Source organism: Bradyrhizobium sp. JYMT SZCCT0428, assembly GCF_018131075.1.
Taxonomy (GTDB): Bacteria; Pseudomonadota; Alphaproteobacteria; order Rhizobiales; family Xanthobacteraceae; genus Bradyrhizobium.
This window is the reverse complement of sequence record NZ_JAFCLS010000060.1, coordinates 1-20,370: the sequence shown is the minus strand read 5'-3', so window position 1 is coordinate 20,370 and position 20,370 is coordinate 1. Positions and strand designations below refer to the sequence as shown.

17 protein-coding genes, 1 tRNA gene and 1 pseudogene are annotated in these 20,370 nt (G+C 60.0%); 15 read left to right on the top strand and 4 right to left on the bottom strand.

Annotation, left to right across the window (positions count from 1 at the left end):
• The first annotated feature begins 256 nt into the window (after positions 1–256).
• Positions 257–673 (top strand): nuclear transport factor 2 family protein, encoded by a 417-nt coding sequence (locus tag JQ575_RS37790; RefSeq protein WP_212038269.1) that lies wholly within the window; start codon positions 257–259, stop codon positions 671–673.
• On the opposite strand, the pseudogene JQ575_RS37785 reads toward JQ575_RS37790, so the two are convergent.
• Together JQ575_RS37785 and JQ575_RS37780 are read right to left on the bottom strand one after the other, a co-directional pair.
• Positions 670–2,749 (bottom strand): annotated as a pseudogene (locus tag JQ575_RS37785) (methyl-accepting chemotaxis protein). The gene JQ575_RS37790 and the pseudogene JQ575_RS37785 sit on opposite strands and share 4 nt — an antisense overlap.
• A 183-nt stretch (positions 2,750–2,932) precedes the next feature.
• Positions 2,933–3,097 (bottom strand): hypothetical protein, encoded by a 165-nt coding sequence (locus tag JQ575_RS37780; protein WP_212038268.1) that lies wholly within the window; start codon positions 3,095–3,097, stop codon positions 2,933–2,935.
• 333 nt (positions 3,098–3,430) lie between these two features.
• On the opposite strand from JQ575_RS37780, the gene JQ575_RS37775 reads away from it, so the two are divergent.
• From JQ575_RS37775 to JQ575_RS37765, 3 genes are all read left to right on the top strand, one after another.
• Entirely contained in the window at positions 3,431–3,790 is a 360-nt protein-coding gene (locus tag JQ575_RS37775) for a phasin family protein (RefSeq protein ID WP_212038289.1), read from the top strand.
• A 160-nt stretch (positions 3,791–3,950) separates the two neighbouring features.
• On the top strand, positions 3,951–4,196 hold the full coding sequence (locus tag JQ575_RS37770; RefSeq protein ID WP_212038267.1) for a hypothetical protein: 246 nt from the start codon (positions 3,951–3,953) through the stop codon (positions 4,194–4,196).
• 1,111 nt (positions 4,197–5,307) lie between these two features.
• Positions 5,308–6,213, top strand: coding sequence for an amino acid ABC transporter substrate-binding protein (locus tag JQ575_RS37765; RefSeq protein WP_212038266.1), 906 nt, complete (start codon positions 5,308–5,310; stop codon positions 6,211–6,213).
• Positions 6,214–6,260: 47 nt separating this feature from the next.
• Here JQ575_RS37765 and JQ575_RS37760 read toward each other — a convergent pair whose 3' ends face one another.
• Complete coding sequence (locus JQ575_RS37760) at positions 6,261–7,166, bottom strand: LysR family transcriptional regulator (protein ID WP_212038265.1); 906 nt, start codon at positions 7,164–7,166, stop codon at positions 6,261–6,263.
• Between the two features lie 111 nt (positions 7,167–7,277).
• On the opposite strand from JQ575_RS37760, the gene JQ575_RS37755 reads away from it, so the two are divergent.
• The 5 genes from JQ575_RS37755 (at position 7,278) to JQ575_RS37735 (ending at position 11,315) form a co-directional block, all read left to right on the top strand.
• On the top strand, positions 7,278–7,871 hold the full coding sequence (locus tag JQ575_RS37755; RefSeq protein WP_212038264.1) for an isochorismatase family protein: 594 nt from the start codon (positions 7,278–7,280) through the stop codon (positions 7,869–7,871).
• A 76-nt stretch (positions 7,872–7,947) separates the two neighbouring features.
• Entirely contained in the window at positions 7,948–8,412 is a 465-nt protein-coding gene (locus tag JQ575_RS37750) for a cupin domain-containing protein (protein ID WP_212038263.1), read from the top strand.
• 48 nt (positions 8,413–8,460) lie between these two features.
• Complete coding sequence (locus JQ575_RS37745) at positions 8,461–9,195, top strand: pirin family protein (RefSeq protein ID WP_212038262.1); 735 nt, start codon at positions 8,461–8,463, stop codon at positions 9,193–9,195.
• A 12-nt stretch (positions 9,196–9,207) separates the two neighbouring features.
• A complete protein-coding gene (locus tag JQ575_RS46735) occupies positions 9,208–9,711 on the top strand; it encodes a biotin/lipoyl-binding protein (protein ID WP_212038261.1) in 504 nt (167 codons plus the stop codon).
• Positions 9,708–11,315, top strand: coding sequence for an MFS transporter (locus tag JQ575_RS37735; RefSeq protein WP_212038260.1), 1,608 nt, complete (start codon positions 9,708–9,710; stop codon positions 11,313–11,315). The genes JQ575_RS46735 and JQ575_RS37735 overlap by 4 nt, the downstream gene beginning before the upstream one ends.
• A 39-nt stretch (positions 11,316–11,354) precedes the next feature.
• Here the strand turns inward: JQ575_RS37735 and JQ575_RS37730 are convergent.
• Positions 11,355–11,441 (bottom strand) — tRNA-Ser (locus JQ575_RS37730).
• Positions 11,442–11,563: 122 nt separating this feature from the next.
• On the opposite strand from JQ575_RS37730, the gene JQ575_RS37725 reads away from it, so the two are divergent.
• The 6 genes from JQ575_RS37725 (at position 11,564) to JQ575_RS37700 (ending at position 20,133) form a co-directional block, all read left to right on the top strand.
• Positions 11,564–12,937: a site-specific integrase gene (locus JQ575_RS37725; protein ID WP_212038259.1), complete on the top strand. Its 1,374-nt coding sequence runs from the start codon at positions 11,564–11,566 to the stop codon at positions 12,935–12,937.
• A gap of 1 nt (position 12,938) precedes the next feature.
• On the top strand, positions 12,939–13,544 hold the full coding sequence (locus tag JQ575_RS37720; protein WP_212038258.1) for a hypothetical protein: 606 nt from the start codon (positions 12,939–12,941) through the stop codon (positions 13,542–13,544).
• A gap of 451 nt (positions 13,545–13,995) precedes the next feature.
• Complete coding sequence (locus JQ575_RS37715; protein ID WP_212038257.1) at positions 13,996–14,358, top strand: VRR-NUC domain-containing protein; 363 nt, start codon at positions 13,996–13,998, stop codon at positions 14,356–14,358.
• A gap of 508 nt (positions 14,359–14,866) precedes the next feature.
• Complete coding sequence (locus JQ575_RS37710) at positions 14,867–17,278, top strand: phage/plasmid primase, P4 family (protein ID WP_212038256.1); 2,412 nt, start codon at positions 14,867–14,869, stop codon at positions 17,276–17,278.
• Between the two features lie 1,023 nt (positions 17,279–18,301).
• Positions 18,302–18,988: a recombinase family protein gene (locus tag JQ575_RS37705; protein ID WP_212038255.1), complete on the top strand. Its 687-nt coding sequence runs from the start codon at positions 18,302–18,304 to the stop codon at positions 18,986–18,988.
• Between the two features lie 167 nt (positions 18,989–19,155).
• Entirely contained in the window at positions 19,156–20,133 is a 978-nt protein-coding gene (locus JQ575_RS37700) for a tripartite tricarboxylate transporter substrate binding protein (RefSeq protein WP_212038254.1), read from the top strand.
• Positions 20,134–20,370: the final 237 nt, after the last annotated feature.

Below are 20,370 nucleotides of genomic sequence, written 5' to 3'. Positions count from 1 at the left end.
CGTCCTGGATCCGGCCGAAATCAAATCGGGAGTGCTCACATGTTCGGATTCTTGCGCAGAACACCACGGCCATTGGACCAAGTTAAACCCTCTGCTTGCCCGCTCGCCGGCCTATCGAGGCGCGCGGCGATGACGGCCGCGCTGACGGCATCCCTGTCGTTCCGGCCATCGGGATGCCTGGCCAATTCAGCCGCCAGGCGCGGGAAACCCGCCCGTTGAGCTGATCCGGCGCACCGAAGCTCAAGCGGTTGCCTTCATGCGTGGCAAGATGGACGAATGGTCCAGGATGGTTCGTATCGCTGATGACTTCACGCTGATGCAGCCGTTCGGCGGACCGGCCAGCCGCGGCTTTGATGCCAGCCCCGAACGTCTGGCACAGCTCGCCAAATACTTCAGAAACGGCGGCGCGAAACTCGAACTCGTGCAGAGCTACGCGTCCGACGGTCTGGTGGTCCTCGTGATGATCGAGCGCCAGCATGGCGAGGTCGGCGGCCTGCCCGATCAGGACTGGTCACTCCGCGTCACCCAAGTCTATCGCAAGCACGGTTCGGAATGGCAGCTGGTCCATCGCCATGCCGATCCCCTGGTCCCTTACGTCGGCCTGGAGACGGCCGCGGCCATCGCCCGCGGCGCGCCGGCTCGGCGAAAAGTCCTGAGGCCGTCGCGTCTTTAGGCCGCCCGGACTGAACTCAGGAACTGGCCAACCTCGCGCTTGAGCCGGCTGCTTTCGCCGGACAACGACTTGGCCGCAGCGAGCACCTGGGAAGAAGCCGATCCGGTCTCGCTGGCGCCCTGCTGAACATCGGCGATGTTGGAAGAGACCTGCTGGGTGCCGTGCGCGGCCTGCTGCACGTTGCGGGCAATTTCCTGCGTCGCCGCGCCTTGCTCCTCGACTGCGGCTGCGATCGCGGATGCAATTTCGGACATCCGGCCGATGGTATCGCCGATTTCCTTGATGGCGCCGACGGATTCCTGCGTCGCCGCCTGGATGCCGTTGATCTGCTGGCTGATCTCTCCGGTCGCCTTGGCCGTTTGCTCGGCCAGCGCCTTCACTTCCGAGGCCACTACGGCAAAACCGCGCCCCGCCTCGCCCGCCCGCGCCGCCTCGATGGTGGCGTTCAGCGCCAGCAGATTGGTTTGGCCGGCGATGGTGTTGATCAGCTCCACCACATCGCCGATCCGGGCCGCGGCTTTCGCGAGCTCGCCGACGCGATCGTTGGTTCGCTGCGCCTGCTCCACCGCTTCAGAGGCGATCCGAGCCGAATCCTGCACTTGGCGGCTGATCTCGTTGACCGACGATGCCATTTCCTCGGTGGCGGAGGCGACCGACTGGACATTGGTGGAGGCTTCTTCGGAGGCTGCCGCCACCGTGGTGGCCAGTTTCTCCGAACGGTCCGCGTTCGAGGTCAGCGTGCCGGCCGATACTTCGAGTTCGCTCGAGGCGGTCGAGACGATCTCGACGATCTCGCCGATCATCGATTCGAAGTCGCGGGTAATGGTGTCGACGCGCTGGCCGCGCTGGATCTTGGCGTCGGCCTCCAATGCGGCCGCCTCATCGGCGGCCTTCTTGGCGATCAGGGCTTCCTTGAAGACCTGCAATGAACCTGCCATCGCGCCGATCTCATCGGCGCGGTCGCTCGTCGGGATGGTAACGTCATGGCGGCCCGGCGGCGAGGTCACCGACGATTTCGGTCAGATTGGCGAGCGGCGTAATCACCCGGCGGCGCAGCATCATTGTGACGCCGGCGAGCACGCCGAGCAGTGCCACGACGGCAAGCCCCGCCAGCGCCAGCATCGTCAGCGCCCCATCGCGCGCAGCGCCGGCGCGTTCGGCGGCTTCAGCCAATGCCGCGTCGCGCACGGCAAAGAAGCTTTGCACCGCCGGCACGATCGTGGCGGCGAGTTCAACATCGGATTTGATTCCATAGTTGCCGTCGCTGCGCGCGGCCGGCATCTCTTTTTCAAGCCATGGCGCGGCCTTGCCGAAATAGAGATCGATCGCATCCTTCAGCGGTTTGACGAGCCTTGCCGGGCTGCCGATCTGATCGACGCCGGCTTCGATTCGCTCGCGATTCAGGTCCACGCGGCCCTGGGCGCGGTCGAACGAAGATATTTCGGCTACTGTCATCGGACGGCGCGCGCTGATCGCAGGAGACATCGAAGCGGCGCGCCCGCCGGCGGAGATCCGCATATCCTGGGCTGTACGCGCGATGCCCATGAGCGCCGTCAGCGACGCGTCGGCAGTGGCCACCTGATTTTCAAGGCGATTCAAGAGCGGCTCGACAATCGCGACAACCTGGGCAACGCCGGGCAGGAAGCCCTTGACCGCCGCCGCATCACGCGCCGCCATGGGTATGGCGAGCGCGCGATCATTCGCAGCGCGGATATCGGCAAGCCTGGTCGCCGCCTGGTTGAGGCCCGCAACGATCGTCGCGCCATCGCTGAGGGCGCCGACCGCCGTCCGGGCGTTCGCGAAAGCGGCATCGGCCTGTTGCACGGCCTTTGCAATCGTTTCGAGCTGAGCCGGTGTAGCGGTCCCCTCCTGGAACAGCGGACTGAGATACGGCGCGCGATAGCCCGCGACCTGTTGACCAACCGCCAGAACCGCGCCGAACGCCTGCACGGCCTTGATCGCCTCATTCTTGCTCGCGAAGGTACGATATTGCGGGACGAGAACCCCTGCACCAAGTACGACCGCCAGGATCGTCACCGAAAGCATTGATACCGCAAAGAGCCGACCGATTCGCATGTTCTGTTTCCGCTGTCGTGAGGACGGCAAAATACGCAAGCAGGGACTAAAGCGGGCTTAATGGACGAACGGTATAATTACGGGAGTGCGCCGAGTCGCGAGCGTGAGGACGCGCAATACTGCGCAACGACATTTGGCTCGGCCAAACGAAAACGGCCCGCCAAGGCGGGCCGTTTCTGTCAGTTAGGTATCGGTGTCGCTGGTTTGATCGGGCGCCAGCTTGGGATCCTTGTCACCCTTGCCGGGAGCCTGACTCTGCTGGCCCGGATTCTGACCGCCGCCCTGCTGTTGACCAGGCTTCTGACCCGGCGTTTGATTCTGCTGACCGGGTTGGTTTTGGTTCGTCATGTCGTTTCCTTTCATGGGAACGTCATAACAACGGATCGAAGCCCGCGACGTTCCGATCAAGGAAAATCGGCAGTTCGCGTTGCCGCCACGATGTGACGGCGATGCGGGCGTATTCGCGTTTGTCGCTTCCGTTCGTTTTGCTGCGTTCTGCGATTGCGCTGGCTTGAGCGGCGATTGCCCTGGTGCGACACGGCCGGCAAGCACCGGGGTTCCGGAATCATCATACGAACACACAAGCAACGCCCAATGACCAAGCGGGAACCGCTGCTTTGGCGCAACCATGAGCGATGCGAGCCATTGGTTCGCTGTCAAGGAAACAAAGGGACATCAAAAATGTCGAATGCAAACCGCAACAACTCGAACCAGAACTCTACGCAAGAAGCCGATAACGAACGGGTCGACGTAGCGACCGCGTCATCCACCACCTTCCCCGCCGGCTTTCAGGCGCTTGCCACGGCGTACGGCGACTACACCAAGAAATCGTTTGAAGACACCAGGTCCTTCGTCGAGAAGCTCTCGGGCGTGAAGTCGTTCGAGAAGGCGATTGAAATTCAAACCGAATACGCGAAGACGGCTTACGAAACATTCGTAACCGAGTCGCAGAAGATTGGCGCGCTGTACGGCGATCTTGCCAGGCAGTCCTACAAGCCATTCGGCGGTTTCGGCGTTGGGACCAATTCGACGAACCGATAGTTCTTGTAGTTCGTTAGATCACTGCAAATCGAAAGGTATTGCCCCGCGATGCCAGAGCAACGTCGCCTGTGCATCGCGGGACCTTTTCCGATACCCGCTCAATTCGTTCATTTTTTCCAGCACGCGAGAGACTGCGCTCGCAGCTGTTACGAGGAGCATCATGACCATATCCAATCCACGTTCCCGGAATCGCTCGCTCGATCCGGAGGAGGTCTTGGCCGTGAACCAGGCGTACGACCTTGCATGTCAAACGCTTCAGAATATCGGTCAGCTCGAAGTGGATCGTGAGATCATCGCCCGAAAGGTTTTGCAGGCCGCCGAGAGCGGCGAGCGCGCCCCCGAAAAAATATGCGCGCGTGCGATCCATGGCCTGACCGCGTTCGATTACCGGCAGCATGGCACCTAGGGCGCCACCGCCAACGGAAACGAGCGGAATTTAAGCGGCCAGAGGGAGTCCTGCAGGTGAATGCAAGACTCCCTCGTAGGCCTGACAAGACACTGGCGGCAGTCTGTCTTGCCCGGTTGCACTTTGGGGCCGTCTCAGTGCTATGCAGATGGCGCGTTGGCGGTGTCCACCTCTTCCTCATTGCGCCTACCCGCCGCCAAATCCATCTTCGGCGGTGGGATCTAAACTGTCTGTTCAATTTTGATCATGCGAGCAAATTTCTTGGCCGGCGGTTTGCGATGACCGAAGTCGGGGCCATGGCCTCGGCTTCGAAACGGAACATGGTTTGCGTTTAATTTATTTCGGAACCTGAGCGATATTGAGCAGCGCCCCCGATACAAGGCGAGCATGCTGATTCCATCACCGCCCGCCTCGGCATCTTCCGGTGACTGAGAGCTTTGCGCTCCCGCCTGATTCAAAGGGTGGATTGCAATGACCGCTTACCCAACTGCTATTCCGCTGCTCGCCATACAGCACCTCCGCTGCCAAACATGTCAAACGCGCATGAACCTTGCGCAGATATCGCCTGGACCCACCGGGTTTGAGCTTCGCACGTTCGACTGTTCCAGGTGCGGCAACGTCGAGAAAATCGTTATCGCGTCAGATCCAATGAAGTCCGGCGATGTTGGCTGGCTCGTTGGCGAACTGCGGCCAGTGACCTAACGTCATGCAACCGCCCGACTCGCCCGCAACGCCCCGATCGAAAACACTCGATCGCGCCCTTTCGCTTGTCGCGGCATTCATTGTCGCCGCCATCATAGCCGTCATCAGATACTGATCCCGCGGGGCCGAAACGACCGTCGCTGGCAAATTGAGCACCGTGGCGAGGCCTGGCCCGGCCAGACCGCGAAAATGGCAGCGGATCGGCGCACGGTCGCGGCAGCAGCGACCTTGCCCACCACCGTATCGTTCCTGGCCGCAACTCCACGATAGAATAGCTCTATAGCTGCTATGTGCAGGCTTCGGTATCCCGATCGGGCGGTGTCGGCTAGAAGTACACGATGGGTTGATGCACTCGGTTTTCACCCCGCATCACGTCCTTCGACTTGTCGAACTCCATGGAGTAAACCCGATGCGACTGCCAGCGATCATGGTTGCAGCTATTCTGATGACCGTCTCCGCAAATGCGAGCGAGCTGACCGGCACGCTGCAGAAGATCAAGGAGACCAACCGGATCGTGCTCGGCATCCAGGAAGCCTCGGTGCCGTTCAGCTATCTGGACAGCGACCAGAAGGTGATTGGATACGCCGTCGATATCTGCATGAAGATCGTGGACGCGGTGAAGCAGGAGCTCAAGCTTTCCAACCTGAAGGTCGAGACAAGCCCGGTGACGTCGTCCAATCGCATTCCGCTGATGATGAATGGAACGGTCGACCTGGTCTGCTCGTCCACCACCAACAACGCGGAGCGCCAGCGCCAGGTGGCGTTCACAAACTCGCATTTCCTGTCGGCGACCCGGTTCGCGGCGCGGAAGGCCGACAACATCGCCACGATCGACGCGCTGAAAGGCAAGCCTGTCGTTGCCATCTCAGGCTCGACCAATATGGTGCAGCTCACCCAGGCCAGCAGCACACGAAATCTCGGCGTTGCGGTGCTGGCCGCCAAGGACCAGGCGGAGGCGTTTCTGATGCTGGAGACCGGCCGCGCCGCCGCCTACGTCCTCGACGACGTACAACTCGCCGTCGCGATCGCGCGGTCAAAGGACCCATCGGCCTACATCATCAGCGAAGAGGCCTTTTCGAAGGCCGAACCCTACGGGATCATGCTGCGCAGGGATGATGCCCCGTTCAAGACCGTGGCGGATCGCGCGACCGCGAACCTGTACCGCAGCCCCGAGATCGAGGTGATCTACAAGAAGTGGTTCGAATCGCCGGTGCCGCCGAACGGCCTCAACTTTCGCAATCCGATGCCCAAGGTTTTGCGCGACGCATTCGCAAATCCGTCCGACAGCGCGGACCCGGCAAGCTACGAGCGCTGAGGGCGCGTACAGGGAGGAACGCCGTGGATTGCCTGGGGCCACACTCTCTAGACCTCGATCGGTTTGGCGCGCAGCGCTTCCTCAAATGCGCTGACGATGGCCTTGATCAGACGTCCGCTGATCCTGTCCCTCTGCCACAGCGCCGTCATCTCGACGGGTGACGGCTCCCAGTCCGGCAGGACGGGAACGAGTGCGCCGGTTGCCACGGCCTCCTCGATCAGGAATTTCGGCAGATTGGCGATGCCGAGGCCGGCGCGGGCAGCGTCGACAAGAATGGTCTGACGGTTTGCGGCAAAGCCGATCCTCGGGCGGATGATGGCGCGTATCCCCTCGGCATTTTTCAGATCCCATTCGATCAGGTCGCGGCGGATCGCCAGCGCCGGCAGCACTTCCACGTCTTGCGGCGTGCAGAGACCGGAATGTGCAGCAAGGAAGGCGGGGCTCGCGACCAACGCGCGCGGCAGGTCCGCGATTTTCTTGAACATCAATTCGGAGTCCGCGACCGGTCCCATGCGAACGACGAGATCGTAGCCTTCCTCGATCAGCGAGACCCTGCGATCCGCAAGCGTCATCTCGATGATGACGTCGGGGTATCTGCTCTTGAACCCGATCAGTGCGGGGCCAAGAACCGCGGTCGCCATATCAGGGGGAAGCGACAAGCGAACGGTGCCCGACAGCGCGACGCGCTCGTCCTGAACCTCGGCGACAGCCTGCTCAGCCAGCATGAGGGCAGACCGGCCGCGCTCGAACAATTGCTGTCCCTGTTCGGTGAGTATCACGCCCTTCTTGGTCCGGCGCGCAAGCCTGACATTCAGGGTCTCTTCCAGAGCCGACAGCCGGCGCGAGAGCGTGGCCTTCGGGATGCCCGTCGCGCGTTCGGCTGAGGCCAGACCGCCCGCCTGGACGATACGGATGAACAGCGCGAGGCCGTCAAAATCACCGAAGGTTTTCATGTTTCATTTTTGGAACATAAGGTAGAAAATTTCAAGCCTCCCCGGCAGCTCGTTCCAAATGTAGTTCTCTAAACGAGCAATAAAGCTCGTAACGGGCACCGGAGACTGGTTATGACCACGACATTCACCCCGAAGAACTCGGCGCTTCTGCTGATCGACCACCAGGTCGGCACGATGCAGCTCATCAAGAATATCGACGTCGCACAGGCCAAGCGCATGTCCCTCGCGCTGGCCAAGGCCGCCAAAATCCTTGGCATCCCGACCGTGCTGACCTCCAGCCAGGAGGATCGTTTGCAGGGGCCGCTGCTGCCGGAGCTGAAGGACATTCTGCCGGACGCCTTCGAGAAGCGCGTCAAGCGCGAAGGCATCGTCAACGCCTGGACCGATGCCAACTTCAAGGCGGCTGTGGAAGCAACGGGGCGGAAGAACCTGATCATGGCCGGCGTGACCACCGACGTCTGCCTCGTCTTCCCCGCCATCGACGCGGTGACCGAAGGCTACAATGTGCAGGCCGTGATGGACGCTTCGGGATCGCCGTTCGAGTTGTCCGAGGACATGTCGCGCCGCCGCATGCAGGACGCCGGCGTCGTCCTGACCGCCACCAACACCATGATCGCGGAACTCGCCCAGAACTGGGGCACGCCCCACGGCCAACAGTTGATCCAGTTGCTGTTCGCCGAGGTGCTTCCGCCGATCCAGTCGTAACCGGCGACGAGACGCGTTTGTCGAAGAGCACGCGCGCGCCTGGACCCCACCACAGATCAAGAAGGCTGAACGGAACATGACCCAAAAGCAGATGCCGATCGTCCATGCGCCCGCCGCAGGTGAGGCCAACAGCGCTTTCGGATTCAAGCGTTATTTTCGCATCACGCCCGAAGATACCGGCGGCGCGTTCTGCGTGTTCGAAGAGGAAATCGAAGAAGGCGCAGGCCCTCCTTTGCACATCCACCATGTCGAGCACGAGATGTTCACGGTGCTGTCCGGCTCGGTGAAGTTTCACTGCGACGGAACGGAAGCCGTGGCTGAGGCGGGAACGACCGCGTTGATCCCGCCCGGCGCGTGCCACGCCTTCAAGGGCATCGGCCCCGGCACTTCCCGCGTGCTTGTCATGCTGTCCCCGGGAAACGGCGAAGGCTTCTTCCGCGAGGTCGAGAAAGAAGGGCTGTCATCGAAGGACGGAATGGACCGGGTGAACGAGATCGCCGCGAAGTACAGCGTCGAATTCGTCGGCCCGCCCCTCGACTGACCACCACCGGCGCCCGGCCATCCCGTACACGGCAGCGAGTCCTTGAAAATGTTGAAAATCCTACGCGCAGAGCGCAGCCGCGGCTTCGAGCAAGGATCGTTCAAGATCCGTCGCGTGCGGCCGGGCCTCGTCCTCGGATCGAACGCCGATCCGGCTTTCAGGCCGCTCGCCGTCCTCGATCACGCCAATCTCGGCGTCGGCACGCTGGTGCGCTTCCACGAACACGTCAACGACGAGATCCTGAGTTACATGTGGCGCGGCACCATGGTGCACGAGGACTCGTCCGGCAACCGCGTTGCGCTGTCGCCGGACAGATTGATGATGATGAACGCGGGCCGGAGCTTCTGGCATGAAGAATCCGCGCCCTCGGACCCCGTCGAAATGCTTCAGATCTTCATCTGCCCGCGCGAGGCGGATCTGCCCGGCGAAGTCCAGTTCCACGACCGCGACAACACCGCGGCCGACGGCAGGTGGCATCTCATCGCGGCGCCGGAGACAAGCGACGCGCCGCTCAAGATCCGCCAGCAGGTCATCGTCTATGACGCGCACCTGCCGGCCGGCCGCGAGATCGAGATCCCGAAGGCCGATGGCATGGATCAGCTGCTGTATGTCTTTGACGGAGAGATCAATGCCGGCACCGCGCATCTTTTGAAGGGAGATGCGCTCGCCGACGACGAAACCCCGCTTCCGGCCATCAAGACCATTCGTCCTTCCACACTGGTTGCCTTTCTCGTGGATCGCCATGCGCCCGCCACGCGAGCCGGCACCATCAGCGGCGGATGATCGGCGCAAAAAATGTCCACGCCCCTGCCTCAGCTTCCCGCACAGTCCGCCGAGGTGCAGCCGGCGCCATCCGAGCGCACGTCGCATCCGCAAGCGGAACAGACAAAGCCGCCCACCTCGTGGGGACCGCTCGGACGATTCGGTATCCCGCTGTTCGCGCTGGCGATGGTTCTGGGCTTTGTCACCATCGCGATCACGCGATGGGACCGGTGGATCGGCCAGGCCGCGGTTCAGGAAACCGACAACGCCTACGTTCGAACGGAGATGACGCGCCTCGCGAGCAGGGTCGCCGGCATGGTGCGCACGGTCGCAGTCAGAGACTTCCAGCGCGTCAAGGCGGGCGATCTGCTGGCGGAAATCGATCCCGCTGATTACGCCGTCCAGGTTGCTCAGGCCGAGGCCGGCGTTGCCGCAGCCAGAACGGCGCATGACAACCTCAACAACCAAATCGCGCTGCAGCGCGCCACGACGCGTATCCATACCGAAGCACCCCGAAATCAGGAAGCTCGGCCATGAGCGGCCCGGCAGAGACAGGCAATGCCCACCCGGCCGACAAGCCTGCTTCGCCGTACCGCCCACTCTTCGCGGTGGCCGCCGTCCTGTTGGGCCCGTTCATCGTCAGCTTTCACAGCCGCTTCTTCGCGATCGGACTCGCCGACATCAAAGGCGCGCTGGGCCTGAGCTTCGACGAGGGCGCCTGGCTCAGCACGGCCGGAACCGCGTCACAGATCATGATCGCGCCAGCCGTCGCCTGGCTCGCATCCACGGTCGGCATCCGACGACTGTTCGTTGCTCCGACGCTGCTCTACACCATCGTCTCGCTCGCCATCCCCTTCGTGCGCTCGTACGACCTGCTGCTTGCGCTGCACATCGTTCACGGGCTGTGTCTCGGCGTCTTCGTGCCGGCCACCATGATGGTGATCCTGCGCAGCCTGCCACCCCGATGGTGGCTGCCAGCCATGGCGCTCTATGCGTTTCGGCTGGCATTCACGGCGAATGCCGGGATCTCGCTGGTCGACGTGTATGTGCAGACCCTCGGCTGGCAATGGGTCTATTGGGGCGATGCGCTGCTCGCTCCTCTGATGGCCCTGTGCGCCTGTCTGGGCGCCCGTTCCGAGCCGATCAATTACGATCTGCTGCGCCGGGCGGACTGGGGCGGCATGCTGTTGTTCGGCGCAGGAATTACTTTGCTGTTCGCAGGACTCGATCAGGGAAATCGGCTGGGCTGGCTCTCTTCCGGCACGGTCCTGGTACTTCTGTGCGGCGGCGCAGCGCTGATCGCGGCATTCCTGGTGAATGAGGCCGTCGTGCCGGAGCCTTGGGCCCAAGCGAGCGTGATCTTCTCACGCAACATCGGACTGATGCTGCTCGCTGCTCTCTGCTTCATCGTGACCAGCCTTTCCAACGTCGCGCTGATACCCAACTTCCTCACGGCCGTTCGGCAGTTGAGGCCCGAACAAATCGGCCCGCTGCTGCTGAATTACGTCGCGCTGCCGCTCGTGCTGCTGGTTCCGATTGCCGTCATCCTGCTGCGACGGATCGACGCCCGCTTCGTGCTGGTCCTCGGTCTCTCGGCCTTTGCAGCCGCAGGCTTGCTCGGCACAAAGCTGACCAGCGACTGGGATCCCGCAGCCTTCGTGCCCATCGCACTTTTTCAGTCCGCCGGTTACGGCCTGACGTTCCTTGCGATCATGGTGTACGCCTTCGCCAATGCCGATCCGGCCCGCGCGACGGCGTTCTCGGCCTATATCCAGGTTTTGCGCCTCGGCGGCGCGGAAATCGGCGTTGCGCTGATCACGACCTGGCTGCGTGTCCGCGAACAGACCTACTCAAACCTGCTCGGTCAACACGTCGTCGCCGGTGACGCCGGCGTGACACATGCCCTCTCTGTGGTCACCGCGCCGTTCCTCAGCCATGGATCGGATATCGCTTCAGCCCGGGGGCTCAGCACCCTGGCTGCCTTGGTCCGGCGCGAAGCCAATGTTCTCGCCTACATCGACGGGTTTTGGCTGACATTCTGGGCAGCCCTTCTGGGACTCGTGCTTGTCGCATTGATGACGTCTTCGCCGGAAGGGCTCTTCACGCCCAGAACGCGGCATGCACCGGAGCGCGTGCGGTGAGATATCCCCGTCTTTATCCGGGTTGCTGGATTCTGAAACTGGCGATCCCGGCATGACTCGAACATGCGACCTACGGTTTAGGAAACAGCCTATCGGACATTTCACGGGCTTGCATACCATTACATCGAATTACACTCAAATCATTGTACTTATTGACTTTTTTTTCTGTATGACAACTCATGTATTTGCTCGCATTCACTCGGCATAACGCGGCCTTCTGTGCCCCCTAGTGCCCCCAGAGGCCCGCAATGGCGAAGTTGCTGACAGCGGCGGCGGTTCAGAAGATCAAGCCTCAAGCGCAGCGCATCGAGGTGCGTGACAGTGGATGCCGCGGTTTGATCCTCGTCATCCAACCAAGTGGTCACAAGTCGTGGGCCATGCGGTTCCGCGATAGGAATGGCAAGCTCGTGAGGATGACTCTTGGAGCCGTTGACCTCACTGGCAACGAGACAGCCGCCGAACCGATCATTGGCTCCGCACTTACTCTAGTCGCCGCGAGACGTACGGCCGCCGAAATCAACCGTCAGCGCGCCTTCGGCCATGACGTTGTCGCAGCCAAGCATCGCGAAGAACTAGAGCGAAAAGTTCGCGGTGCAAAGACGTTCGACCAAGCCGCGATTGACTTCGTCGAGCAGCACGTCAGACCAAAAACCCGACGTTGGCAGTCACAGGCGAGACTTCTCGGTCTTCGGCCTAAACCTGAAAACGAAGAATTGGAGCTCATCCCCAAAGGCCTTGCCGACCGATGGCGCGCGAGGCAGGTTGTCGAGATCGACGGTGACGATATTTTCTCTATCGTCGACGAGACGAGGCACAAGGGGGTGCCAGGGCTCGAACGGCGCAACAAGAAGCTGAGCGAACCACGGGCCCGAACGATGTATGCGACTCTTTCCAAGATGTTTTCTTGGTTGGTCCAGAAGCGCCGGGCTAAGCAGAATCCCTGCGCAGGGGTGCACAAGCCGGACACGCCAAACGCCCGCGAGCGTGTCTTGAGCGATGCTGAAATCGTCGGGTTCTGGGCTGCTTGCGGTGAAGCCAACGAGCCGTTCGGCCATGCTCTCAGATTGCTACTATTGACTGGATGCCGCCTCAACGAGGTTGCAAAACTGAAGCGATCGGAATTGAGCGACGACGGCCAAACCTGGACGATTCCCGGTGATCGGACCAAGAATCACCGCACGCACGTCGTGCCATTGCCGAAGTTGGCACAAGAAATCTTGCGGGGCGTCCGCTCCGACGGGGACCTTGTTTTCACTACCAATGGCAGAACGCCGGTCTCGGGTTGGTCGAAGACCAAGAAGCGGCTCGAGGAAGCGATGCTCGGCACAACGTCGGCGGCGGAAGATCAAAATGCGGACAAAGTCAAGATCCCTCCATGGCGGCTGCACGATTTGCGGCGAACCTGCGCAACGGGCATGGCGGAGATCGGAATCGCACCCCACATCGTAGAGGCATGTCTGAACCACGTCTCAGGCGCAAAGGCTGGCGTCGCCGGCACCTACAACCGTGCGGCTTATGCTGCGGAGAAAGCGGCCGCACTTAACCGATGGGCGGCGCATATCTTGAATTTAAACGCAAGCCGACCCGCACGAGTCTTTCCATTAAATCAAACCAGAGGGTGAAATGACGGATATTGCAAGGGAGAATACTTTCACGCGATATGCCGCAACGTTCATGATGAAGCGGTACTTGCAAAGCCTTGAGGCCCGCGGTTTACAAAGCCTTATTTTTCCTAATACCCTGGATGACGATCTTTACTCGGTGTTCCTGACCGACCTTATCGAAGTAGCATACGCCATCGACGTCAGAGACAACCCCGAACAGCATCACGAACCGTGTACCTCTGAGCGACACTCCGGATGTACCTCCGAGCGAGACGCAGAATTCGGTAACGCGCTATGTGAAGAATTGAAAAGTTCACTCCTATCGCCGCGCGCTAGGTTCATTCTTGACGATAGTAACTGCCGCCGCGAGAGGAAACAAAGGAGGTCTGGAAACAGAGGTCGGCTCGCAATTGCAGCACATGAGATTTCAATTCACGAGCTGCGTCTGCTTCAGGCCGTAGAAGAAGTGGAACAAAAAATTAACATAGCGGGCAAGCAGTGTATTCCCACAATTGCGCAGCACCGTGGCATTGAAGTTGAAAGACTTAGGAAGGCCGTGAACGGTAGGAACGGACACGTGCAGTTTCTTTTTACTAAGATCTCCAATTTGAGTTGCATGAATTAAAAGTGAAACGAGCTCCTACAGCTAGCACTTTTTGCAATACGTGCTCGCGCCAAGGAACGGCGCAGTTGCAGAAAGGAAAAACGGATGGCGACGATACAGGATTTCCTCTTGTCGGAGGCCGGACAGGATAGCATTGACCGCGAGTTCTCGTCTCGGTTGATACGGTCGGGTGCGCGAGTCTTAACATTGCACACTCTCATGCGCTTCGCCCGAGAGCGTTGGCCGAGCAACTACCCCAGGGATTATCGAGAATCGACGATCGAGATGCCCTACGGGCGTGAGGCAATGAGAGAACTATGGGGTAAGTATTTGCAGTGGTGCGATGAAGAAGCGCTGCAAGGCTAGTGACGCGTTGCCTTTAGCCGTCCCTAATTAGGGGCGGCTTTTTTCCAAGATTGAAGGCCAACTTTCAAACGCGCGGTTGCGCGAGCGAAGTCGCGTGAGACCAAAAATGATGAAGATCAAAATCGAGGTCGAGACCGAGCATTTGATACAGTCCAGGTTGATATTGGAGCTGTCTAACAAGCTCGTCGCCGACGTCTTCTGCGCAGCTATCCCGAATGGTGGCTACAGACGGCCGCGGGATAGGGAGCGATTAAAGCGTGAGGGCGTGAGGCGGGGATCGCCGGACCTCTATTTCGTCGCACCAAACGGCGTATCCGCATGGTTGGAATTGAAGACGCCCAGGGGGTTCTTATCCTTCCATCAAAGGCGCTTCGCAAGGATGTGCCGACGTAACAGGCACCTTTGGGCCGTCGCCCACTCCGTGGAAGAAGCCCTTGAGATCATCGAGCGATGGGGCTTCTTGAGATAGAATATTAGGCTCACTTCTTTGCCCCGATCAAAAAGTGAGACCCCATTTCCCTTGCCAATGATACCGGTAATTACAGGTAATCATCCTCATTTATAAAGAGCAGAAAATGCCTGATACAACAAAAAAGAGCGGATGGTTTCGCAATAGGGACGTGGCGAGACATCTGAACGTCACGGGCGTGACCATCTATCGATGGCAGCGAGACCCCGCGATGAGTTTTCCGCAACCGAGCGTCATCAATGGCATCCCCTATACAGACGTCGAAGAGATCGATGCGTGGATTAGGTCTCGTGCTGTTAATCTTGCGAAGGCGAAAACGAACGCCAGGGTAACTTGAAACTATCTTGAAACCAAGATCATCGCGATAGATGCCATAGGGAGCATCGCGCGGTCAGCAGTACCCACCAACGTAAGCAGACAACAGCAGGCGCCGATCGTCCGACCCTGACCGGGGGCCATGGAAGCCGCGCCATGACGGGTTTCGAACGCCGGCGATGGGGATCTCACTATGAGTGGAAGGGATGTGTCGGACGAACGTAGAGACGAAAACACTCCTGCATCGACCGCAAACAGGCACGCCGAATGCGTCGAGTTTCTCCATTGCCTTCGACCGAACGACCCTTGGATCCTGACGGCCATCGTGCCTGACGGTCCAACCACGACTAGTAGCTTTACTGCTATCCAACGCATTTGGGAGTTCATTGCAAAACACGACGGTCAACGAAATCTCTATTATTCGGTGAACCCCGTGCACCACTCAACGAGCCGAAAAGCTAAAAAACAAGACATTTTAGCCGCTGAGTACATACTTGCTGATCTCGACCCGATTGACGACGAGACGCCCGAACAGGCAAAGAAGCGGTACCTAGTCGCGATCGATAACTCCGGAAAGCCGCCGACAATGACCGTCGACACCGGCAACGGCTTACAGGTCCTCTGGCGTTTACAGTCGCCAGTCCAACCAGAAAATTTCGACGACGTAGAATCGCGTACGTTAGCGCAGATCTTGAGACTAGGCGGTACAAGGGGAACCCAGAACGTAGACAGGATCTTTCGCCTTCCTGGGACGATGAACCTCCCCACCAGGGCCAAGATCAGAAGAGGTCGAGTTCGCTGTCAATCCAGGTTGATTAGCGTAAATCGGGATGCCGCATATCCGTTGTCTTCGTTCCCACGTAACATCAACACGGTCGGCACTGTCAGTCTGCGCGACGCTTCAAAATTCAGGAGCCATGCCTCCGAGAAAGCCACTAACCACGACGAACACGATGAGGTGACGCGAACGATCCGCGACGGTGGCCGCAATCCCGACGGTAGCTTCCGCCACGGCGAGAGCCGATCCGAGAACGCCTGGTACGTTGCTTGCGCGATGGTACGCGCGGGCCGAACGGATGAAGAGATCTTGGCGGCCTTACTGGACGCGGATAACGGGATTTCGGAACATATCCTTGAGCAGGGCGATCCCGACAGCTATGCGCGCAGGCAGATAGAAAAGGCAAAAAAGGCGGTAAGTGAAAATCCTTTGCTCGATCCCTCTGATCCAATGAGATCGGCGCGGACTATGTTTGGGGCCAATTATCTTCATTCCTCGGGAACTGCAACGTTGGTCCGCCACCGGGGAGCCTTTCTTTCGTGGACGGGGTCTCACTACCAAATTCTCGACAATGAAGCCAAACGGGGGAGGATCTGGCGCTTTCTCGAACTCGCATTAAAGATGGACAAGAACGGAGACGTTTCCCCATTCAAACCAAAAATGGACCACGTCAGCAACGTATTCGATTCGCTTTGCGCTATCTGCGAGCTAGACAGCAACGTAGAGCCGCCTACCTGGCTGGATAGCAGCGAAAGCAGACCTCCACCCACCGAATTTTTCGTAGCCAAAAACGGCTTACTTCATCTTTCCACGCAGACCATCTACCCACCCACGCCCGCGTACTTCGGCGTCACCGCGTCGGAAGTGGAATTCGATCCTGGTGCTCCCCCTCCGGAGCAGTGGCTGAACTTCCTCGGCCAAGTCCTCGTCGACGCGGACGCGATTGCCTGCTTGCAGGAGTGGTTCGGCTATCTCTTGGCGGCTGACACTTCGCAGCAAAAAATCCTGTTTTGCATCGGCCCGAGACGGTCTGGCAAAGGAACGATGGCTCGCCTCCTCGCAGGTTTGCTCGGCAGGAACTCGGTCGCGGGACCGACGATGTCCTCACTCGGAACGCAGTTCGGCTTGCAGCACCTGATCACGAAGTCTTTGGCGATCATCTCGGACGCCCGAATTGGCAAGAAGACCGACCAATCTGCTGTCGTCGAAAGACTGCTCACGATTTCTGGCGAGGATACCATCACTGTCGACCGCAAGTTTCTGGACGCGTGGACAGGGCGACTGCCGACCCGAATCGCGATTATGACGAACGAACTTCCAAGTTTGACCGAGGGATCAGGCGCACTGGCGGGTCGATTCATCGTCCTAGCCTTTCAACAGAGCTTCTTCGGCAATGAAGATACAGGTCTGACGGACCGCCTTCTGGGGGAATTAGGTGGCATCTTGAACTGGGCAATTGAAGGTTATCAGCGGCTGCACGAGCGGGGTCATTTCTTGCAACCCGAGAACGCGCGAGAAGAGATCGAAGCCATCGAGATGCTGGGCTCGCCGGTCAAGGCGTTCATCCGCGACAGGTGCGACGTGGCGCCCGGAAATCGCGTCGCCGTCGACGATTGCTTCGACGCATGGATTCACTGGTGCGAAGAGCAAGGACACCGTGCCCCGGGCACCAAGGAATGGTTCGGCCGCAACCTCAACTCGGCGGTACCCGGCTTAAGAATAATTAAGCCCATGATCGACGGCGTGCAAGTTCGGACCTACGCGGCGATTGGTTTGAGGCCGTCACCCCCTTTGGACCTCAACGCTCTTCGCTCGATCAGACGATGATGGCGTGGGCATGGGCTACGTTCGAGGAGAGCATTGGTCCCCCGACCATCTTGCAAAAATTCATGGGCTACCAAGAATGCCGAGGCTGGCCTGAAAGCAACGCAAAGCAACGCAAAGTGATGCATTTTCCGACCTACCAAACAGGTGCTTTCTTACTTTGTTTTTTTAAGCCAATTTTTTTATCTTTTCTCCCGCGTTGCATTTGGAAATGCATCAATATGCGTTGCTATGGTTGTCTAATTTGGGCTGCCTCGACAAAACGGCAAAGTACCGAAGTCTGCTTTGGGCACTAAAAACAGTTCTCAGACAAAGTTGTCGATCTTTCCTGTGGAGGCTTTCATGACCGTGATGTCGGGTGACGAGGACTTTGCGTTAGTCCACCGGTTCGCGTGCTCGTTCTGTGATGGCCCTATCCGTGGCCCGTACGTCCTTTGGAATTGCCACAGGGACCTGATTATCTGCGCTACTTGCTGCGGTCATATTAAGGAGGGTTTCATTTCTGACATCATAGTTTGCGCAGGCATTCCCGAGAGCCGCGAGCGCGCCAGGCGCTTCCTCAAGCGAATGAAGAACCGTAGGGCGAGGAATACGGCTCCGAGAAGTCCGTCATAGCGTGGGGTCCTTGCGCCCTTTGCTTGCAAAACGACGAGCAGGCAAAAAGCGGCAAATTGGCAAAATGGCCCGCTAGCCGAAATCCGATCAAAAGTTCTCATTTCGTGCTCAGAAAAGGTGGGGTCTGCGCCCGTCTTTCCGACGTAGAGCCCCGCGGAACGGGCCATGAGATCACGACTAGGGCGGCCTACGTCGTGCAGGGGCTCAGCAGGGCACAGCAACCACCCTCGTCTTTTGGCGCATCCACGCCCCCTGCTCGCGGTTGCCTAGCCGACGACAAAGGTCGCGCGGGTGTGGGTTCGCTCCCTTGACCTGTCGCCAAGGCAGCCTTGCTACCTCACCAGCAACAAGATTTACGGCCCCACGGAAGGCCGTCACAACATGTCAAGACTGCTTGATGAGGAGAGACGGATGGCCAACGGCAAATGGGTTTCGTATCTGCGGGTGAGCACTAGCCGCCAAGGAGCGTCTGGTTTGGGTATTGAGGCGCAGCGCAACGCAGTCTCTGCCTTCTTGAGCGGGGGCCAGTGGACGCAGCTCAAAGAGTTCGTGGAGGTGGAGAGCGGCGCTAAGGCGGAACGCCCTCAGCTCAACGAGGCACTCAGGATGTGCCGCCTCTACGGCGCCAAGCTCGTCATTGCCAAACTGGACCGCCTGTCTCGTGACGCGCACTTCCTGCTAGGGCTGGAAAAGGCGGGTGTGGACTTTGTCGCAGCCGATATGCCGAACGCCAACAGGCTCACCGTAGGCATCTTGGCGCTGGTCGCCGAGCAAGAGCGCCGCCTCATCAGCGAGCGTGTTAAGGCTGCGATGGCGGCGGCCAAGGACCGGGGCGTTAAGCTGGGAGGCCAGCGTCCCGGGGCTCTGTCCGCCGCGTGCAGGGTCGCAGCTACGAGAGCCAGCAGGCGACGCGCCGAGGCGCGTGCGGCGGAAATCGTGCCAGCCATCAGGGCGCTGCAGTCGAGTGGCGCAACCAGCCTCTGGGCCATCGCTGCGGGCCTGAACGCACAAGGCATTCCCACTCCCCGCGGTGCTGATAAGTGGCGGGCCGCCCAGGTCGCGCGCGTGCTCAGTAGGTGCCCCTCCGCTGCAAGGTAGAAGGGCACTCGGCAGCCATGGCCCTCTGTGCGAACCTGAGGCTCCAACGCCGCTCCTCGAGGAGGCATGACCCCTTCCGCCTCGTTGCAAGACCGGTGTAGTCTGTTCCCGCAGGGCGTCCAGATGGATTGAAAATCCGCGACGTAGCGCCCTGTGGAGGGAGTATCATGAAATTTCCCCGCCGCACATTCTTGCAGCTGGCCGTGGGTGCTGCGGCGCTGCCGGCCTTGCCTCGCACTTCGTCGGCGCAAGCCTATCCGTCCCGGCCGGTGCGGATCGTCGTCGGCTTCGCCGCCGGTGGTGCCACCGACATCCAGGCGCGGCTAATGGGTCAATGGCTGTCGGATCGCCTCGGCCAGCAATTCATCATTGAGAACCGCGCCGGCGCCAGCGGCAACATCGGCACCGAGGCGGTCGCCAAGGCACCCGCGGATGGCTACACATTGCTGCAGATCGTGACGCCGCATGCGATCAATGCCGCGCTCTACAGCAATCTCAGTTTCGACTTCATCCGGGACATCGCGCCGATTGTCTGCTCCGCGCGGCTGGCATATGTCGTCGTGGTGCATCCGTCGGTCCCCGCCACGACGATCCCTGAATTCATCGCCTACGCCAAGGCCAACCCGGGCAGGGTCAACTACGGGTCGGCTGGGCCCGGCACCCCGCAGAACATTGCTTGCGAACTCTTCAAGATGATGGCCGGGGTGAATCTGGTCCACGTCCCGTACCGCGGCGGCGCGCCTGCGACTACCGATCTGGTCGGCGGCCAGATACAGGTGATTTTTGCTCCCGTGTCCGAGTCGATCCAATACATCAAGGCGGGTACCCTGCGCGCGCTCGCAGTAACGACCACGAAGCGTCTGGACGTGTTGCCGGATGTTCCAACGGTGGCAGACTTCGTGCCTGGTTATGAGGCCAGCGGCGTTGCGGGCATTGGCGCGCCGAGGGACACCCCGGTCGAAATCATCGACATGCTGAACAAGGAGCTCAATGCCGGCCTCGCCGACAGCAAAGTCAAAGCCCGGATCGTCGAGCTCGGCGGCACAGTGCTTGGCGGCTCGCCTGCGGAATTCAGGACGATCATCACGGATGCAACCGAAAAGTGGGCGAAGGTGATCAAGTTTGCGGGCATCAAGGCTGAATAGTGCCGAGCGTTTGCTCCAAAGTGTCGGACATTTCCCATGACTGACGGTCAGGTCAATCTCATCGTTCAGCACTTTTGCGAGATTGCACTTGGCGCTCTGATTGAATAGCAGCAAAGCACATCCACCAAACGCCAAGGACATTGGATCGATCCTGCCTCTGTAAGAACTGTTTGCTGACCGGGTTGCGTTCGGCGGGTGTCGCGATCCACCCGTCGTGGTCTTAAACGCAAACCCAAC

What these genes read in the sequence shown, in the direction of transcription:
- JQ575_RS37775 (WP_212038289.1), top strand. Translation starts at nt 3,431, where the DNA reads ATGTCGAATGCAAACCGCAACAACTCGAACCAGAACTCTACGCAAGAA.
- JQ575_RS37760 (WP_212038265.1), bottom strand. Translation starts at nt 7,166, where the DNA reads ATGAAAACCTTCGGTGATTTTGACGGCCTCGCGCTGTTCATCCGTATC.
- JQ575_RS37700 (WP_212038254.1), top strand. Translation starts at nt 19,156, where the DNA reads ATGAAATTTCCCCGCCGCACATTCTTGCAGCTGGCCGTGGGTGCTGCG.
- JQ575_RS37735 (WP_212038260.1), top strand. Translation starts at nt 9,708, where the DNA reads ATGAGCGGCCCGGCAGAGACAGGCAATGCCCACCCGGCCGACAAGCCT.
- JQ575_RS37725 (WP_212038259.1), top strand. Translation starts at nt 11,564, where the DNA reads ATGGCGAAGTTGCTGACAGCGGCGGCGGTTCAGAAGATCAAGCCTCAA.
- JQ575_RS37765 (WP_212038266.1), top strand. Translation starts at nt 5,308, where the DNA reads ATGCGACTGCCAGCGATCATGGTTGCAGCTATTCTGATGACCGTCTCC.
- JQ575_RS37715 (WP_212038257.1), top strand. Translation starts at nt 13,996, where the DNA reads ATGATGAAGATCAAAATCGAGGTCGAGACCGAGCATTTGATACAGTCC.
- JQ575_RS37790 (WP_212038269.1), top strand. Translation starts at nt 257, where the DNA reads ATGCGTGGCAAGATGGACGAATGGTCCAGGATGGTTCGTATCGCTGAT.
- JQ575_RS37705 (WP_212038255.1), top strand. Translation starts at nt 18,302, where the DNA reads ATGGCCAACGGCAAATGGGTTTCGTATCTGCGGGTGAGCACTAGCCGC.
- JQ575_RS37755 (WP_212038264.1), top strand. Translation starts at nt 7,278, where the DNA reads ATGACCACGACATTCACCCCGAAGAACTCGGCGCTTCTGCTGATCGAC.
- JQ575_RS37750 (WP_212038263.1), top strand. Translation starts at nt 7,948, where the DNA reads ATGACCCAAAAGCAGATGCCGATCGTCCATGCGCCCGCCGCAGGTGAG.
- JQ575_RS37720 (WP_212038258.1), top strand. Translation starts at nt 12,939, where the DNA reads ATGACGGATATTGCAAGGGAGAATACTTTCACGCGATATGCCGCAACG.
- JQ575_RS37780 (WP_212038268.1), bottom strand. Translation starts at nt 3,097, where the DNA reads ATGACGAACCAAAACCAACCCGGTCAGCAGAATCAAACGCCGGGTCAG.
- JQ575_RS46735 (WP_212038261.1), top strand. Translation starts at nt 9,208, where the DNA reads ATGTCCACGCCCCTGCCTCAGCTTCCCGCACAGTCCGCCGAGGTGCAG.
- JQ575_RS37710 (WP_212038256.1), top strand. Translation starts at nt 14,867, where the DNA reads ATGAGTGGAAGGGATGTGTCGGACGAACGTAGAGACGAAAACACTCCT.
- JQ575_RS37770 (WP_212038267.1), top strand. Translation starts at nt 3,951, where the DNA reads ATGACCATATCCAATCCACGTTCCCGGAATCGCTCGCTCGATCCGGAG.
- JQ575_RS37745 (WP_212038262.1), top strand. Translation starts at nt 8,461, where the DNA reads ATGTTGAAAATCCTACGCGCAGAGCGCAGCCGCGGCTTCGAGCAAGGA.